Annotated in this window: 13 protein-coding genes; 11 read left to right on the top strand and 2 right to left on the bottom strand. The window is 72.0% G+C overall.

Annotation, left to right across the window (positions count from 1 at the left end):
* Positions 1–199 precede the first annotated feature (199 nt).
* Positions 200–409, bottom strand: a complete 210-nt coding sequence (locus tag ABT004_RS27655; protein ID WP_351342088.1) for a hypothetical protein — start codon at positions 407–409, stop codon at positions 200–202.
* Positions 410–502: 93 nt separating this feature from the next.
* Here ABT004_RS27655 and ABT004_RS27660 point away from each other — a divergent pair, with 93 nt between their 5' ends.
* Positions 503–1723, top strand: coding sequence for a bifunctional adenosylcobinamide kinase/adenosylcobinamide-phosphate guanylyltransferase (locus ABT004_RS27660; protein ID WP_351342090.1), 1221 nt, complete (start codon positions 503–505; stop codon positions 1721–1723).
* Positions 1724–1748: 25 nt separating this feature from the next.
* On the opposite strand, the gene ABT004_RS27665 is transcribed toward ABT004_RS27660, so the two are convergent.
* Complete coding sequence (locus tag ABT004_RS27665) at positions 1749–2852, bottom strand: class I SAM-dependent methyltransferase (protein ID WP_351342091.1); 1104 nt, start codon at positions 2850–2852, stop codon at positions 1749–1751.
* A 191-nt stretch (positions 2853–3043) separates the two neighbouring features.
* Between ABT004_RS27665 and ABT004_RS27670 the strand changes: the two genes are divergently transcribed.
* The 10 genes from ABT004_RS27670 (at position 3044) to ABT004_RS27715 (ending at position 16739) form a co-directional block, all read left to right on the top strand.
* A complete protein-coding gene (locus ABT004_RS27670; RefSeq protein ID WP_351342093.1) occupies positions 3044–4108 on the top strand; it encodes a nicotinate-nucleotide--dimethylbenzimidazole phosphoribosyltransferase in 1065 nt (354 codons plus the stop codon).
* Between the two features lie 196 nt (positions 4109–4304).
* On the top strand, positions 4305–5078 hold the full coding sequence (locus tag ABT004_RS27675; RefSeq protein WP_351342095.1) for an adenosylcobinamide-GDP ribazoletransferase: 774 nt from the start codon (positions 4305–4307) through the stop codon (positions 5076–5078).
* Between the two features lie 132 nt (positions 5079–5210).
* Positions 5211–6749: a leucyl aminopeptidase gene (locus ABT004_RS27680; protein ID WP_351342097.1), complete on the top strand. Its 1539-nt coding sequence runs from the start codon at positions 5211–5213 to the stop codon at positions 6747–6749.
* Positions 6750–7032: 283 nt separating this feature from the next.
* Positions 7033–8421, top strand: coding sequence for a dihydrolipoyl dehydrogenase (gene lpdA / locus ABT004_RS27685; protein ID WP_351342099.1), 1389 nt, complete (start codon positions 7033–7035; stop codon positions 8419–8421).
* A gap of 97 nt (positions 8422–8518) precedes the next feature.
* Positions 8519–10288, top strand: a complete 1770-nt coding sequence (sucB, locus tag ABT004_RS27690; protein WP_351342101.1) for a 2-oxoglutarate dehydrogenase, E2 component, dihydrolipoamide succinyltransferase — start codon at positions 8519–8521, stop codon at positions 10286–10288.
* 253 nt (positions 10289–10541) lie between these two features.
* The gene (locus ABT004_RS27695) at positions 10542–11165 is read left to right on the top strand and encodes a GntR family transcriptional regulator (protein WP_351342103.1); all 624 of its coding nucleotides are present in this window, start codon (positions 10542–10544) and stop codon (positions 11163–11165) included.
* Between the two features lie 235 nt (positions 11166–11400).
* On the top strand, positions 11401–14103 hold the full coding sequence (aceE, locus tag ABT004_RS27700) for a pyruvate dehydrogenase (acetyl-transferring), homodimeric type (RefSeq protein WP_351342105.1): 2703 nt from the start codon (positions 11401–11403) through the stop codon (positions 14101–14103).
* A 156-nt stretch (positions 14104–14259) separates the two neighbouring features.
* Entirely contained in the window at positions 14260–15024 is a 765-nt protein-coding gene (locus ABT004_RS27705; protein ID WP_351342107.1) for a VOC family protein, read from the top strand.
* A 66-nt stretch (positions 15025–15090) separates the two neighbouring features.
* Positions 15091–16101, top strand: a complete 1011-nt coding sequence (locus ABT004_RS27710; protein WP_351342109.1) for a helix-turn-helix transcriptional regulator — start codon at positions 15091–15093, stop codon at positions 16099–16101.
* 122 nt (positions 16102–16223) lie between these two features.
* Positions 16224–16739 (top strand): DUF4240 domain-containing protein, encoded by a 516-nt coding sequence (locus ABT004_RS27715; protein ID WP_351342131.1) that lies wholly within the window; start codon positions 16224–16226, stop codon positions 16737–16739.
* Positions 16740–16833 lie beyond the last annotated feature (94 nt).

The following is a 16833-nucleotide window of genomic DNA, read 5'->3' on the forward strand; positions in this document are numbered from 1 at the left end:
CCCCTGCGGCGATTGAGCAGCGGGGTCCGGGGCGGAGCCCCGGGCCGCAACCACGGCGCCGGTCGTGACGCCTCGGGGCTCTGCCCCAGACCCCGCGCCTCAATCGCCGGCGGGGCTTGACTGTGCCCACCCGCCGCAGAGGCTGGAATGGCTCAAGCACCCACGGGGCTTAAGTGGCTCAAGCGCCCACGGAACTTGACTAGCCCTCCGCGTGGAGGCTCATCGGGCCGTAGATGACCTTGTCGTCCTCGCGGAGGGTGACCTGGTCCGCGCCCCCGTCCGCGAGCTGCTTCCAGTACTCACCGACCCAGGACTCCGCATCCCCCTGCGTAGTGAACTCCTCCGGCTGAACCGCCGGAGGCACCTCCGTGCCGTCGGACTTCTCGAACCGCCACGTCCACGCCGCCATGCCAGCCTCCCGGTCTCGGACGTCCGCTGTGCCGCTGTCCCCGGAAGCCTATCCGGGCGCGCGGCGATCAAGGGGGCGCGGGAGGATCTTCCTGTGGAACTGACACTGCTCGGCACCGGCGGCCCCGCTGGGCTGCCCCGCCCCGACTGCCCTTGCGCCGCCTGCGCGACCGCGCTCGGCCGCAACGCCCGTGCCGCGACGGCGGTCCTGATCGACGGGACACTGCTGCTCGACCTGACGCCGGGGGCCGCGTTCGCCGCGGCCCGTTCGGGGCACAGCCTCGGCGGCGTACGGCAGGTACTGCTCTCGCATCCGCACGACGGGCCCGCGGTCGAAGTGCCCGCGGGGCTTCCGCAGCCCGGCCGGGTGCCGGACGGCCGGGAGCTGGCGCTCATGAGCGGGCACCGGGTGCGGGCGCTTGCCCTGGACGCGCCGGGCACCGGATACGAGGTGACGGGGCCCGAGGGCGAGCGGCTGCTCTATCTGCCGCCGGGCACCGCGCCCGCGGGGTTCGACGATCCGCAGACACGGGCGCCACGGGCGCCGTACGAGATGGTCCTCGCCGATGTCGTCGGCCGTCCCGACGCGCTCGCCCGGCTGCGCTCCGCGGGCGCGATCGGCCCGACCACCGATGTCCTCGCCGTCCATCTGGACCACGACGTCCTCCCGGGCCCGGAGCTCGCGCGGCGGCTCGCGGCCGCGGGCGCGCGGGTCGTGCCCGACGGCACGACCCTGGACGTCGGCACGTACGAGGACGTGCCCGATGTGCCGCGCAGGACACTGGTGCTCGGCGGCGCGCGGTCCGGGAAGTCGGTGGAGGCCGAGCGGCGCCTGGAGGCGTTCCCCGATGTGCTGTACGTGGCGACCGGCGGGACGCGCGGCGGGGACACGGAGTGGGCGCAGCGGGTGGCCGTGCACCGGGACCGGCGGCCCGGCTCGTGGCGGACGGCGGAGACCTGCGACCTCGTACCGCTGCTTGAGGATCCGGAGGATTCCGCCCCGCTGCTCGTCGACTGTCTGTCGCTGTGGCTGACGTACGCGATGGACGAGGTGGGGGCCTGGGACGACGCCCAGTGGGCGGGCGGCGGCGAGAAGGCGCTGCGGGAGCGGGTGGCCGGGCTGGTCGATGCCGTTCGGCGCACCCGGCGCACCGTCGTCGCCGTCTCGAACGAGGTGGGTTCGGGGATCGTGCCCGCGACCGCGTCGGGGCGTCGCTACCGGGACGAACTGGGCCGCCTGAACGCGGCGTTCGCGGCCGAGTGCGAGCACGTGCTGCTCGTCGTCGCGGGCCAGCCGCTCGCGCTGCGCGGCTGACCCGGATCCGCCGGTCTGCGCGTCTCTACGCGTCCGGGTCGCGGCGCGCGATCACCCGGTACGCGTTGGAGAAGCGGGTGCGGCGGGCGAGCGGCGCGAGCAGCCGGTCGGCCGCGCAGGCGGCGAGGAACGCGGGCGCGACGGCGTACGTCAGGGCCTTGCGGAGGATGCGCTTGGCCTCGCCGGGGGCCTTGGTGCGCCACGGGTCGTCGGCGTCGGGCAGGTGCCGGCCCGCGAACAGGGCGAGGCCGGCCGCGAGGTCCATCGGGACGTGGGGCTCTCTGCGGTCGACGGCGACGACCGTGTAGCCGAGGGCGCGCAGTTCGGCGCGGAGGTTGGCGAGCGGGATCAGGTGCAGGTGCTGCGGCTGGAAGTACGAGATCCACCATTTGCCGAGCAGCTTCGCGAAGCGGCTCTCGGGATCGGGGAGTTCGATCATCAGATGCCCGCCGGGGCGCAGTACGCGGCGCGCCGCCTTCAGCTCCTCGCGCGGATCGCGGGAGTGCTCCAGGTAATGGAACATGCTCAACGCGTCGTAGCCACCCTGGAGTTCGGGCGCGAGATCGGTGAGCTGGCCCTGAAAGGCACGCTCGACGCGGCCCGCTCTGCGGCCCTCCTCGACGCCTTCGCCGCTGTCGAGTCCGTCGAAGGCCGTGTACGGCAGGACCTCTTGGGCGGTCGCGGGGAAGTGGCCCTGGCCGGTGCCGATGTCGAGCCAGCTCTCCGGTTCGATGAACGCGGCGAGGGCGCGGGCGCGCGACCGGTCGCGGCGGGTGGAGGTGCGCGCGCGGAAGATCCACTCGGCCTGGTCGGCGTAGCGGCCCTCGCGGAAGTCCCGGTAGTAGAAGTCCAGGCCCTCGGGTGTGAGGCGGGGGTTCTGGAACGAGTGGGCGCAGGACCCGCACTGGACGAGGGTGAAGCTGCCGGGCTTGTGCTGGAGGAGGTCGGTGGTGCGCAGGCGGGTACGCAGCCGGGTGCTGCCGCACCAGGGGCAGTCGGGGCGGCGCGGCTCGTGGAAGCGTTCGGTGCCCTGGGCGAGTTCGCTGAGATAGGCGGGGCGGCGCTCGGCGACGGCCTGGGGCGTGGCGGAGGCCGGGACGGTGGCAGGAGCAGGGGCGGGGGCGGTCAAGGGAGGCCTCCAGTCATGGTCTGCGGTGCCTCAACAAGCGCGCGATATGCGACACTTCGGCGCGAAACTGGGCACACCCGATCATCTACGAGCAGTTCATGACACTCCGGAGGCGACTCACCGGCCGTCGCCACCGTCCGCCGGAAGGACGCACCCATCGGTGTCCCGGGACGGCCGGTACTGTTCGACGAATGAGCTCGCTGAACCTCGACGACTTCACCGATCTGATCGAGCGCCCCGACGGCGGGACCCGCCGCGATGCCGAGGAGCGCAGGGCCCGCTTCGCGGTGCCCCCCGGCGCCCTCGGCCGCCTCGACGAACTGGGCGAGTGGCTGAGCGCCGCCCAGGGCGCGGTGCCCGTACGCCCGGTGGCACGGCCGCGCATGGTGCTCTTCGCGGGCGACCACGGCGTGGCCGGACTCGAGGTGTCGAAGCGGGCGGCGGGCAGCGCGGCCGGCCTCGTCCGGGACGTCGTCGAGGGCGCCTCCGCGGGCGCGGTGCTCGCGCGGCGGCTCGGCGTCGGCGTGCGGGTCGTCGACGTCTCCCTCGACTGCGAGCCCGACGAGCTGCCCAAGTCCGTCGACGACCGGCGCGTGCGGCGCGGCTCGGGGTGCATCGACACCGAGGACGCGCTCACCCTCGAAGAGGCGGAGGCGGCGTTCCGCGCGGGCATGGCGGTCGCCGACGAGGAGGTCGACTCCGGTACGGATCTCGTCGTCCTCGGCGACGTCAGCGTCGGCGGTACGACGGCGGCGGCCACGCTCATCGCGGCGCTGTGCGGCACGGACGCGTCCGTCGTCACCGGGCGCGGTGGCGAGCCCATCGACGACCTCGCCTGGATGCGCAAGTGCGCGGCGATCCGGGACGCGCTGCGGCGGGCCCGCCCCGTCCTCGGCGACCAGCTCCAGCTCCTCGCCACGGTGGGCGGCGCGGATCTCGCGGCGGCGACCGGGTTCCTGCTCCAGTGCGCGGTGCGGCGTACGCCCGTGCTTCTCGACGGTGTGGTCTCCGCGGCCTGCGCGCTCGTGGGGCAGCGGGTGGCGTTCCGGGCGCCGGACTGGTGGCTGGCCGCGCATGCCTCCGGCGAACCGGCGCAGGCGAAGGCGCTGGACCGGATGGCCATGGACGTTCTCCTGGACCAGGACGTCCGGGTGGGTGGTGGGGCGGGGGCGCTTCTCGCGCTTCCGTTGGTGCAGGCCGCGGCCGCGCTGGCGGCGGAGCTGCCGGAAGCTGCCGCCACGGAGCGGCCCGCCTAGGCCGACCGCCCCCACGCCACGGGTCTCCGCCCCGGACCCCGCTGCTCAATCGCCGCAGGGGCTTGATGTGGGCGGCTCCGGCTGCCGTGGCGCCTTGGGCAATCTGCCGCCTTGGGCGGCAGGGTGGGCAAGGCGGCACCCCGGTGCCGCGTACCGACACGGACGGCCCCCGCCCCGGTGCAGGTAACCTCCACCGGTGGCCGAAATCAGCTCACCCGCCTCTCTGCCTGACGGCATACGTTTCGCGTTCGGGACGCTCACCGTCTTCCGGGTGAAGGTCACCCGCTGGGATCGGGCGGCCGCACGGGTCGGGATGCTGTGCGCACCGCTCGCCGGACTGGCCGTCGGCCTCCTCGCGGCCGCGACCGGCGTGGCTCTGACCTTCCTCGGGGCGAACGCCCTCCTCGCCGCCGTCGCCGCCACCGCGGCACCCGCGGCACTCACCCGCGGACTGCACCTCGACGGACTCGCGGACGTCGCCGACGGCCTGGGCAGCGGAAAGCCCGCCGATGACGCGCTGCGGATCATGAAGCAGTCGGACATCGGCCCCTTCGGCGTCGTCACGCTCGTCCTGGCACTGCTGGCCCAAGTCGCCGTCCTGGCCGACCAGTTCGGCCAGTCGTGGTGGCGCGGCGCCCTCGCCGCGACCGTCTCCGCGGTGACCGCGCGCCTCGCCCTGACCTTCGCCTCCCGCACCGGCGTCCCGGCCGCCCGCCCGGAGGGCCTCGGCGCGGCGGTCGCGGAGACGGTGTCACGGCGGGCGGCGCTGATCGCCGGGGCGGTGGTGGTGGCACTGTGCGCCGCACTCTCCCTCCAGGCCGCGATCGCCGTCGTACTGGGATGTGGAGCCGCCGAACTCCTCTCCCGCCGCTGCGTCTCCCGCTTCGGCGGCGTCACGGGCGACGTCTTCGGCGCCCTGGCCGAGACGGCCGCCACGACGTCGCTGGTGATCCTGACCCTGGGCCTTTGAGCCCCAGCCGCTGGGCGTACCTGGACGGAGCGGCACAAGAACGACGGGCGTAGGCTCGCCCCGGGCGGGCCAACTGCCGCCCGGACCCGGCAAAGAAGCCGGCCCCACCGATGAAAGAGGGACCTCACCACCGTGACTGCTCTGACTCTCAGCACCGCCGCGGCGACCGGCCTGCGCGCCGACGTGATCGTCGTCGGCGTCGTCAAGGGCGACAAGGGCCCCGTCGTCGCGCACGGCGCGGAAGCCGTGGACAAGGCGTACGACGGAAAGCTCGGTTCCGTCCTGGAGGCCCTCGGCGCCAGTGGCGGCGAGGGCGAGGCGACCAAGCTCCCCGCGCCGTCCGGCCTCAAGGCGCCGATCGTGCTGGCGGTCGGTCTCGGCGGCGAGCCCGAGAAGGGTGACGCGTACGACAGCGAGGCGCTGCGCCGCGCCGCCGGTGCCGCGGCCCGCGCCCTGGCCGGGACGAAGAAGGCCGCGTTCGCGCTGCCGGTCGACGACGCCGAGGACGCCGGTGCGATCGCGGAGGGCGCGCTGCTCGGCGCGTACTCCTTCGACACGTACAAGGAGGTCTCCGACGACAAGGGGACCCCGAAGAACGGCAAGGCGCCGCTCGCCGAGATCGCGATCCTCGGCGGCAAGCCCCGCGACAAGGCGTACAAGGCGGCGATCGAGCGCGCCACCGCGGTGGCCGAGGAGCTCAACCGCGCCCGCGACCTGGTCAACACCCCGCCGAACGACCTGAACCCGGAGTCCTTCGCCGCCGTCGCCCAGGCCGCGGCCAAGGAGCACGGCATCAAGGTGCAGGTGCTCGACGAGAAGGCCCTGGAGAAGGGCGGCTTCGGCGGCATCCTCGGCGTCGGCGCCGGTTCCGCCTCGGCCCCGCGCCTGGTGAAGCTCTCGTACAAGAGCGCCAAGGCGGGCAAGAACGCGAAGCACCTCGCCTTCGTCGGCAAGGGCATCACCTACGACTCGGGCGGCATCTCGCTGAAGCCGGCCGGTCACAACGAGACGATGAAGTGCGACATGGCCGGCGCCGCCGCCGTGTTCGCCGCCGTCGTCTCCGCGGCCCGCCTCGGGCTCGAAGTGAACGTCACGGGCTGGCTGGCGCTCGCCGAGAACATGCCGTCGGGCTCGGCCACCCGCCCCGGCGACGTGCTGCGCATGTACTCGGGCAAGACGGTCGAGGTCCTGAACACCGACGCCGAGGGCCGCCTCGTGCTCGCCGACGCCATCGCCAAGGCCTCCGAGGAGGCCCCGGACGCGATCGTCGACGTCGCGACGCTGACCGGCGCGATGATGATGGCGCTCGGCGCCCGCACCTTCGCCATCATGTCCAACGACGACGCCTTCCGCGGCTCGCTCCACGAGGCGGCCGAGGAGGTGGGCGAGCCGGCCTGGCCGATGCCGCTCCCGGCCGAGCTGCTCAAGGGCATGGACTCATCGACCGCCGACATCGCGAACATGGGCGCGCGGATGGGCGGCGGCCTGGTCGCGGGACTGTTCCTGCAGGAGTTCGTCGGCGAGGGCATCACGTGGGCCCACCTCGACATCGCGGGACCGGCCTTCAACGAGTCGGCCCCGTTCGGTTACACGCCGAAGGGCGGCACGGGTTCCGCGGTCCGCACCCTCGTCCGGCTCGCGGAGCGGACGGCGGCCGGCGACCTCGGCTGAGCGTCGCCGACAGCACGAAACCGCTGAACAGCCCCCGGTGCACGGCACCGGGGGCTGTTCGCTTTGAATGAAATTCGCGTGTTTGTCCCCGCTTGTCATGGCTGTTTCCGGTGTAACAGCCGTCTCACCCCGGAGCCCGACGTCCCGACTGCCGCCGACAAGTGCGAGGATGGGGTACGGCAGGACAGGGCCCTCATTCAGGGCCGAAAGAACGAGCGGCCGAACACACCGCCGCCCGGTCGGCGAAGACCGGCGTACGGCGCACATGCATGGAGGACGTGACGTGGCGAACGACGCCAGCACCGTTTTCGACCTAGTGATCCTCGGCGGCGGTAGCGGCGGTTATGCCGCGGCCCTGCGCGGAGCGCAGCTGGGCCTGGACGTCGCACTGATCGAGAAGAACAAGCTCGGCGGCACCTGCCTGCACAACGGCTGCATCCCCACGAAGGCTCTGCTGCACGCCGGTGAGATCGCGGACCAGGCGCGCGAGTCCGAGCAGTTCGGTGTCAAGGCCACCTTCGATGGCATCGACATGAACGCCGTCCACAAGTACAAGGACGACGTGATCTCCGGCCTGTACAAGGGCCTGCAGGGCCTCGTGGCCTCGCGCAAGGTGACGTACATCGAGGGCGAGGGCAAGCTCTCCTCCCCGACGTCCGTGGACGTGGGCGGCCAGCGCGTCCAGGGTCGCCACGTGCTCCTCGCGACCGGCTCCGTGCCGAAGTCGCTGCCGGGCCTGGAGATCGACGGCAACCGCATCATCTCCTCGGACCACGCGCTGAAGCTGGACCGCGTCCCGCAGTCCGCGATCGTGCTGGGCGGCGGCGTCATCGGCGTCGAGTTCGCCTCGGCGTGGAAGTCCTTCGGCACCGACGTCACGGTCATCGAGGGCCTCAAGCACCTCGTCCCGGTCGAGGACGAGAACAGCTCCAAGATCCTGGAGCGCGCCTTCCGCAAGCGCGGCATCAAGTTCAACCTCGGCACGTTCTTCGAGAAGGCCGAGTACACGCAGGACGGCGTCCGCGTGACCCTCGCCGACGGCAAGACCTTCGACGCCGAGGTCCTCCTCGTCGCCATCGGTCGCGGCCCGGTCTCCCAGGGCCTCGGCTACGAGGAGCAGGGCGTGGCCATGGACCGTGGCTTCGTGCTCGTCGACGAGTACATGCAGACCAACGTGGAGACCATCTCGGCCGTCGGTGACCTCGCCCCGACCCTCCAGCTCGCGCACGTCGGCTTCGCCGAGGGCATCCTGGTGGCGGAGCGTCTTGCCGGCCTGAACCCGGTTCCGGTCGACTACGACGGCGTCCCGCGCGTGACCTACTGCCACCCGGAGGTCGCCTCCGTCGGCATCACCGAGGCCAAGGCCAAGGAGGTCTACGGTGCGGACAAGGTCGTCGCTCTGAAGTACAACCTTGCGGGCAACGGCAAGTCCAAGATCCTGAAGACCACGGGCGAGATCAAGCTCGTGCAGGTCAAGGACGGTGCCGTGGTCGGCGTCCACATGGTCGGCGACCGCATGGGCGAGCAGGTCGGCGAAGCCCAGCTGATCTACAACTGGGAGGCGCTGCCGGCCGAGGTCGCGCAGCTCATCCACGCCCACCCGACGCAGAACGAGGCGATGGGCGAGGCCCACCTGGCCCTCGCGGGCAAGCCGCTGCACTCGCACGACTGAGCCACGCCCCTGTCGCATCCGGGCGCGACGACCGACCACCACAGACTTCCGCACTGCGTTGCCGCGCATTGCACATCGTTAAGGAGCAACCGACACCATGCCGGTTTCCGTATCCCTTCCGGCGCTCGGTGAGAGCGTCACCGAGGGCACTGTCACCCGCTGGCTGAAGGCCGAGGGCGAGCGCGTCGAGGTCGACGAGCCGCTGCTCGAGGTCTCGACCGACAAGGTCGACACCGAGATCCCCTCCCCCGCAGCCGGTGTGCTCGCTTCCATCAAGGTCGCCGAGGACGAGACCGTCGAGGTCGGCGCCGAGCTGGCCGTCATCGACGACGGCTCGGGCGCCCCCGCCGCCGAGCAGCCCGCCCCGGCCGCCGCCGAGGCCCCGGCCGCCGAGCCCGCCCCGGCCCAGGAGGCTCCGGCCCCCGCCGCCGAGCCGGCCCCCGCTGCCGCCCCCGCCGCCCCGGCCGGTGGCGCCTCCGGTACCGACGTCGTGCTGCCCGCACTGGGCGAGTCGGTCACCGAGGGCACCGTCACCCGCTGGCTGAAGGAGGTCGGCGAGGAGGTCGCGGAGGACGAGCCGCTGCTCGAGGTCTCGACCGACAAGGTCGACACCGAGATCCCCTCCCCCGTCGCCGGTGTTCTCCTGGAGATCTCCGTCGCCGAGGACGAGACCGCCGAGGTCGGCGCCAAGCTCGCCGTCATCGGTGCCCCGGGCGCCGCCCCGGCCACCGCCGAGACCCCGGCTCCGGCCGCCCCGGCCGCCGCTCCGGCTCCGGCCGCCGAGCCCGCCCCGGCCCCGGCCCCGGCCGCCCCCACAGCTCCGGCTGCCCCGGCCGCGCCCGCCGCCCCCGCTGCTCCGGCCCCCGCGCCGGCCGCTCCGGCTCCGGCTCCCGTCGCCCCGTCCGCGCCGGCCACCCCCGCCGCGCCGGTCACCCCGGCCGACGAGGGCGCCTACGTGACCCCGCTGGTGCGCAAGCTCGCCTCCGAGCACGGCGTCGACCTGTCCACGGTCAAGGGCACCGGCGTCGGTGGCCGCATCCGCAAGCAGGACGTGACCGCCGCCGCCGAGGCCGCCAAGGCGCAGGCCCCGGCCGCCCCGGCTGCCGCCGCCGCGCCGAAGGCCCCGACCCTGGAGGCCTCGCCGCTGCGTGGCCAGACGGTCAAGCTGCCGCGCATCCGCAAGGCCATCGCGGACAACATGCACAAGGCGCTGCAGGAGCAGGCTCAGCTGTCCTCGGTCATCGAGGTCGACATCACCAAGCTGATGAAGCTGCGCAACAAGGCCAAGACCGGCTTCGCGGCCCGCGAGGGCGTCAAGCTCTCCCCGATGCCGTTCTTCGTCAAGGCCGCCGTCCAGGCACTGAAGGCCCACCCGGTCATCAACGCCCGCCTGAACTACGACGAGGGCACCATCACCTACTTCGACTCCGAGAACGTCGGCATCGCCGTCGACTCGGAGAAGGGCTTGATGACCCCGGTCATCAAGGGCGCGGGTGACCTCAACATCGCGGGCATCGCCAAGAAGACCGCCGAGCTGGCCGACAAGGTCCGTAACAACAAGATCGCCCCGGACGACCTGTCCGGCGCGACCTTCACGATCTCCAACACGGGATCGCGCGGCGCCCTCTTCGACACCGTCATCGTCCCGCCGAACCAGGTCGCCATCCTGGGCATCGGTGCCACGGTCAAGCGCCCGGTCGTCATCTCCGACCCGGAGCTCGGCGACACCATCGCCGTCCGTGACATGACGTACGTGACGCTCTCCTACGACCACCGTCTGGTGGACGGCGCGGACGCCGCCCGCTACCTGACGACGGTCAAGCAGATCCTCGAGGCCGGCGAGTTCACCGCCGAGCTCGGTCTGTAAGGACAGCAGGTGCACGACGGCGCCCCCGACCGGAAGCCTCCGGTCGGGGGCGCCGTCGTACGCGCGCGTGCGTAGTCGCGTGCCCGGGCGGGCACCCCCTTCTGTAGCCCGCCCGGACCCCGCCCCGACAAACGCTCTCTGTAACCGGCATCACCCGTCGCATGCGCGGCCGTACCCCGTCCGGCCAGGGCAGCGGCCGTATTGTCTAAGGGTCCCCGCCGACCCACCGGGTCCACCCTGCCAAGGAGCCCCCATGACCGCGCCCGTCGTCCACTCGCTTCGCGATCAGATCCGCGAGCACATCGTCGAGGGGATCGTCAGCGGCCGCTGGAAGCCGGGCGAGCGCATCGTGGAGCGCCGGATCGCGACCGAGCTGGAGGTCTCGCAGACCCCGGTGCGGGAGGCGCTGCGGGAGCTGGAGTCGCTGCGGCTCATCGAGTCGGCGCCGAACAAGGGCGTGCGCGTACGGAACCTCTCCGCGGCGGACCTGGAGGAGTCCTACCCCGTCAGGGCGGGCCTGGAGGCCATCGCGGCGGAGCTGGCGGCCGACGGGCTCGCCGACGACTGCTCGGCCCTTGAACCCCACGTAGAGGCGCTCTACAGGGCGGACCAGGAGGCCGACGGGACCGCGCAGGTGCGGCACACGGTCGCCTTCCACCGGGCGCTGGTGCGGGCGGCGGACAATTCGGTACTGCTGCACACGTGGGAGGGGCTCGGCATCGAGGTCTTCACCGCGCTGTCCATCCGCTGGCTGGGCACCGTGCAGCAGTCGTACGCGGAGGAGCACGCCGATCTCGTCGCCGCGTTCCGGCGACGTGACCCCGAGATCGCGGCCTTGGTGAAGGCTCACGTACTGGGGTGTGCGCCGCGCGCATGAGAGGTCACGGTCCGCTTCTCTGACCAGGCACTCCGTGCCAAGTTTGCGCCCCCAGCACAGACACCCTGTGCCGACTTTCTTGATCTGAAGAAGTTTTGGGGGTGAATCCTTTGATCGATCATCGATCAGGGAGTTACAGTCACCGACGGGTCTCTACCGGGACCTCGCCCTGTCCTGCCAAAGACAAGGGCACCCCCACCCCACCCCCTTCGACTCAGGAAGGCGTGCGGCGACTATGACCGACCCCATGCGCATCCAGCCGAGCGAGCTCGACCAGCTCCCGGACCGTGACCCCGAGGAGACCGCCGAATGGCGGGCCTCCCTGGACGCCGTCACCAAGGCGGCCGGGCCACACCGGGCCGCGTACCTGATGCGGCGCACCCTGGAAGGCGCCGAGGCGGGCGGCCTGGCGCTGCCGAAGCTTCTTGAGACGGGCTACCTCAACTCCATCCCCACCGCCGCCGAGCCGGAGTTCCCGGGCGACGAGGCGATGGAAGCCAGGATCACCGCGTACAACCGCTGGAACGCGGCCGCGATGGTGACCCGTGGCTCGAAACACGGCGTCGGCGGCCACATCGCCACGTTCGCCTCGGCAGCCTGGCTGTACGAGACCGGCTTCAACCACTTCTTCCGCGGCAAGGAGGGCGACGGCTCGGGCGACCAGCTCTACATCCAGGGCCACGCCTCGCCCGGCATCTACGCCCGCGCGTTCCTCGACGGCCGCCTCTCCGAGCAGCAGCTCGACAACTTCCGCCGCGAGGCGGGTGGCAACGGCCTGCCGTCGTACCCGCACCCGCGTCGTCTCCCCTGGCTGTGGGAGTTCCCGACGGTGTCCATGGGCCTCGGCCCGCTGTCCGCCATCTACCAGGCGCGGTTCAACCGCTACCTGAGCGCGCGGAACATCAAGGACACGTCGAACTCGCACGTCTGGGCGTTCCTCGGCGACGGCGAGATGGACGAGCCCGAGTCGACCTCGGCGCTCACGCTCGCCGCCCGCGAGGGTCTGGACAACCTGACCTTCGTCATCAACTGCAACCTGCAGCGCCTCGACGGCCCGGTCCGTCCGAACTTCCGCGTGGTGCAGGAGCTGGAGGCCCAGTTCCTCGGCTCCGGCTGGAACGTCATCAAGTCCATGTGGGGCAATGCCTGGGACGAGCTCTTCCAGCTCGACACCACCGGCGCCCTCCTGCGCCGCCTGCGCGAGGTCCCGGACGCCCAGTTCCAGACGTACCAGACGCGCGACGTCGCCTACATCCGTGAGAACTTCTTCGGCACCGACCCGGCGCTCGTCGAGATGGCCAAGGTGCTGTCGGACGACAAGGTCTCCGAGTGCTTCCACACCTCGCGCGGCGGCCACGAGCCCCGCAAGGTGTACGCGGCGTACAAGGCGGCCGTCGAGCACAAGGGCAAGCCGACCGTGATCCTCACCCAGACGGTGAAGGGCTTCACGCTCGGCAAGGGCTTCGAGTCCAAGAACGCCAACCACCAGATGAAGAAGCTGACGATCGACGAGTTCAAGGACATGCGTGACCTCCTTGACCTGCCGATCCCGGACAGCGAGTTCGAGGACGGCGTCGTCCCGTACGCGCGTCCCGCCGAGGACTCCCCCGAGCTGCGCTACCTCTCCGAGCGTCGCGCCGCCCTGGGTGGCCCCGCTCCGGCCCGTCGTACGCAGCCGCTCGCGCCGCTGCCCGCGCCTGCGGACAAGGCGTTCGCCTCGTTCGACAAGGGTTCCGGCACGCAGTCCGTCGCCTCGACGATGGCGCTCGTACGCCTCCTGAAGGACCTCGTACGGGACAAGACGTCCGGCAAGCGCTGGGTGCCGATCATTCCCGACGAGGCGCGCACCTTCGGCATGGAGTCGCTGTTCCCGTCGCTGGGTCTGTACTCGCCCAAGGGCCAGACGTACGACCCGGTCGACCGCGACCAGCTCATGTACTACAAGGAGTCCGAGTCCGGCCAGATCCTCAACGAGGGGATCAACGAGGCCGGTTCGCTCGCGGACTTCATCGCCGCCGCCACGTCGTACTCGACGCACGGCGAGCAGATGATCCCGCTGTACATCTTCTACTCGATGTTCGGCTGGCAGCGCACCGGCGACCAGTTCTGGCAGCTCGGCGACCAGATGGGCCGCGGCTTCGTCGTCGGCGCCACCGCCGGTCGCACGACGCTCACCGGTGAGGGTCTCCAGCACGCGGACGGCCACTCGCCGATGATCGCGGCCACCAACCCGGCGGCTCTCTCCTACGACCCGGCGTTCGCCTACGAGATCGCGGTCGTCATGAAGGAGGGCCTGCGCCGGATGTACGGCGAGGCCAAGCCGGGCGAGGACCAGGATGTCTTCTACTACCTGACGGTCTACAACGAGCCGATGCCGCAGCCGGCCAAGCCGGCCGTGGACGGTCTCGACGAGCAGATCATCAAGGGCCTCTACCGCTTCAACACCGCGGAGACCGCCGGTCTCTCGCCGGCCGCGAACGCCCCGCGCACCAACCTCATCGGTTCCGGTACGGCGATCCACTGGGCGCTCAAGGCGCAGCAGCTGCTCGCCGAGGACTTCGGCGTGGCCGCCGACGTGTGGTCCGCGACCTCCTGGACCGAGCTGCGCCGCGAGGCTCTCGACGCCGACGAGGCGCTGCTGAACGGCGAGGAGCGGGTGCCGTATCTCCGCCAGGCGCTTCAGGGCGCCGAGGGCCCGGTCCTGGCCGTCTCCGACTACATGCGCCAGGTCCCCGACCAGATCGCGCAGTGGGTCGAGCAGGACTACACCTCGCTCGGTGCGGACGGCTTCGGCCTCTCCGACACCCGCGAGGACGCCCGTCGCCACTTCGGCGTCGACGCCGAGTCGATCGTCGTCGCGGCCCTCGCCCAGCTCGCCCGCCGCGGCGAGGTCAAGGCGACGGCCGTGAAGGAGGCGCGCGAGCGCTACGGCCTGTAAGGCCTCCCAGGCAGGTACGCGTGCGTGCCCCGTCCCGATTGCCGGGGCGGGGCACGCGTGCGTGAATGGACGCGTTCGATCCCGGGGGCCGTTCGCGCTGTGGGAGGCGCGACTCGATGAGGCTCGATAAGGCTCGATGAGGAGAGGCGTACTTCTGTGAAGATCTCCAAGACTCCCTCCGCGCCCTGCTGGGCCGATCTGTCCACGCCCGATCCGCCCGCGGCGCGCGTCTTCTACGAGGCGCTGTTCGGCTGGAGTTCGCGGGCGGCCGACGCTCCCGAGGACGGCGGCTACAGCATGTTCGCCCTGGACAGCCCGGACGGGCCGCAGGTCGCCGGGGTCGGCCCGGTGCTGAACAGGCATCAGCCCGCGGCGTGGCTGCCGTACTTCCAGTCCAGCGGTATCGACGCGGTGACCTCGCGCGTGGGCGGCAACGACGGCCGGGTCGTGGCGGCTCCGCGGGGCGTGCGGAACCAGGGCAGGCTCGCGATCTGCCAGGACCCGGCGGGCGCGGCGTTCGGCCTGTGGGAGCCGCGGGAGCACTCCGGGTTCGAGGTGGTGAACGTGCCGAGCAGCTTCTGCTGGTTCGAGCTGCTCACGCGGGACGGGGCGGGCGCGGTGGACTTCTACCAGTCGGTGCTGGGATGGGGCGCGCGGCGGCACGAGGGATACACGGAGTGGAGCGTCGCCGACGAGCCCTTCGGCGGCATGGTCGACATGTCGACCGGACAGTTCCCGCCCGACGTGCCCTCGCACTGGAACCTGTACGTCTCCGTGGACCATGTCGACGCGGTGGCCGAACGCTGCACGGAGCTGTCCGGGCAGATCCTGGTGGCGCCCACGGACATCGAGCCGGGCCGGTTCGCGATGCTCGCGGATCCGCAGGGCGCGGCGTTCTCCGTGATGCGCTTCGCGGTCTGAGCGGTCTGAGCGGTCTGAGCGGTCTGAGCGGGGTCCGTTGTCAGTGGGGCGGTTCATGATGACCGTATGCGTGCTGCCCGCCTGATCAAGATGGTGCTGTTGCTCCAGTCCCGGCCCTCCATGACCGCGGCCGAGCTGGCGCGCGAGCTCGAGGTGTCCGAGCGGACGGTGACGCGGGACGCACAGGCGCTCAGCGAGGCCGGGGTCCCGGTGTACGCGGACCGGGGGCGGGCCGGTGGGTACCGGCTGATCGGCGGGTACCGGACGCGGCTCACGGGGCTCGCGCGCGGCGAGGCGGAGGCGCTGTTCCTGTCGGGGGTGCCGGGGGCGCTGCGCGAGATGGGTCTGGAGGACGCGGCGTCGGCGGCGCACCTGAAGGTGTCGGCGGCCCTGCTGCCCTCCGTGCGGGACGCGTCGCGGACGGCGGCGCAGCGCTTCCATCTGGACGCGCCCGGCTGGTTCCGGGAGCCGCAGACGCCCGAGCTGCTGCCCGCGATCGCGGAGGCGGTGTGGGAGGACAGGGTGGTGCGGGTCCGCTACCGCCGCACGTCGCGCGGCCGGGCGGAGGAGGACGTGGAGCGGGATCTTGAGCCGTACGGGCTCGTGCTCAAGGCGGGTGTCTGGTACCTGGCGGCGGCGGTGCGCGGGAGCGAGGGCGACCCGGGTGACGCCTTCCGGGTGTACCGGGTCGACCGGTTCACGGCCGTGGAGCCGGGCGAGGAGCGGTTCGGGCGGGCCGAGGGGGAGGACGCGTTCGACCTGCCCGCGTTCTGGGAGGAGCGGGCGGCGCAGTTCGCGCGGGCACTGCTGCGGTCGGAGGTCGTCGTGCGGCTCACGTCCTCCGGGGTACGTCAACTGCCGTACGCCACCGATCCGGCGTCCGCGCGCGAGGCCCTGGAGTCGGCGGCGGAGGCGGACGCCGAAGGGCGGGTGACGGTGACACTGCCGGTCGAGTCGGAGGACGTGGCGTACACACAGCTCATGGCGCTGGGACCGGAGGCAGAGGTGGTGGCTCCGGTGGCGCTGCGGGAGCGGTTCGCGCTGGCCGCGCGGCGGATGCGGGGGTGGTACGGCTGACGGGGCAAGGGCTCCGGGAGCGGCGATCGGGCGTGCCGTGGGCATGTGCATGCATAACGAAGTGGAGCAGCTCCCGCGCTCGGCGTGCGCCCCATCGGTACAGGGCCGATGCTGGTCCCGTGATGGACGAGACCGAGTTCTGGGAGATCGTGGACAGTACGCGTGAGGCCGCGGGTGGCGATCCCGAGGACCACGCCGAGCTGCTCGTCGAGCGGCTGCTGCGGTCCGATCCGGACTTCGTGCTCGACTTCGCGCGGCACTTCGAGTCCCGGTACAACCGGGCGTACCGCTGGGACCTTTGGGGCGCGGCGTGGGTGCTGCTCGACGGGGCGAGCGACGACGCCTTCGACTACTTCCGGTGCTGGCTGATCGGCCAGGGCCGGGAGACGTTCGAGGGGGCGCTGCACGATCCGGACTCGTTGGCGGAGCTTCTGGACGACTTCGACGACGAGGTCGACGGGGACGGTGAGGAGATCGGGTACGCGGCGGACGAGGCGTACGAGCAGCTGACCGGGGTGGTCGCCCCCGACCTGGGCCTCGCCCCCGCGCCCCCGGAACCGGAGGGCGCGCCTCTGGACTTCGAGGACGACGGGGTGATGTCCCGGACGTACCCGCGGCTGACGGCCCGGTTCGGCTAGCTGCGGCACGGGGGCGGGGCCATTCCCGAAAGTCCTGCCGGACGGGCCTGCTCAATCTCCCCCAGCTAACGCTGGGAGGTGCCCCCTGCAGGGG

It is taken from the genome of Streptomyces sp. NPDC002790 (assembly GCF_040295505.1).
In the GTDB taxonomy this organism is placed as follows: Bacteria; Actinomycetota; Actinomycetes; order Streptomycetales; family Streptomycetaceae; genus Streptomyces.

What these genes read in the sequence shown, in the direction of transcription:
- ABT004_RS27655 (WP_351342088.1), bottom strand. Translation starts at nt 409, where the DNA reads ATGGCGGCGTGGACGTGGCGGTTCGAGAAGTCCGACGGCACGGAGGTG.
- ABT004_RS27670 (WP_351342093.1), top strand. Translation starts at nt 3,044, where the DNA reads ATGAGCTCGCTGAACCTCGACGACTTCACCGATCTGATCGAGCGCCCC.
- sucB (WP_351342101.1), top strand. Translation starts at nt 8,519, where the DNA reads ATGCCGGTTTCCGTATCCCTTCCGGCGCTCGGTGAGAGCGTCACCGAG.
- ABT004_RS27695 (WP_351342103.1), top strand. Translation starts at nt 10,542, where the DNA reads ATGACCGCGCCCGTCGTCCACTCGCTTCGCGATCAGATCCGCGAGCAC.
- aceE (WP_351342105.1), top strand. Translation starts at nt 11,401, where the DNA reads ATGACCGACCCCATGCGCATCCAGCCGAGCGAGCTCGACCAGCTCCCG.
- ABT004_RS27710 (WP_351342109.1), top strand. Translation starts at nt 15,091, where the DNA reads ATGCGTGCTGCCCGCCTGATCAAGATGGTGCTGTTGCTCCAGTCCCGG.
- ABT004_RS27715 (WP_351342131.1), top strand. Translation starts at nt 16,224, where the DNA reads ATGGACGAGACCGAGTTCTGGGAGATCGTGGACAGTACGCGTGAGGCC.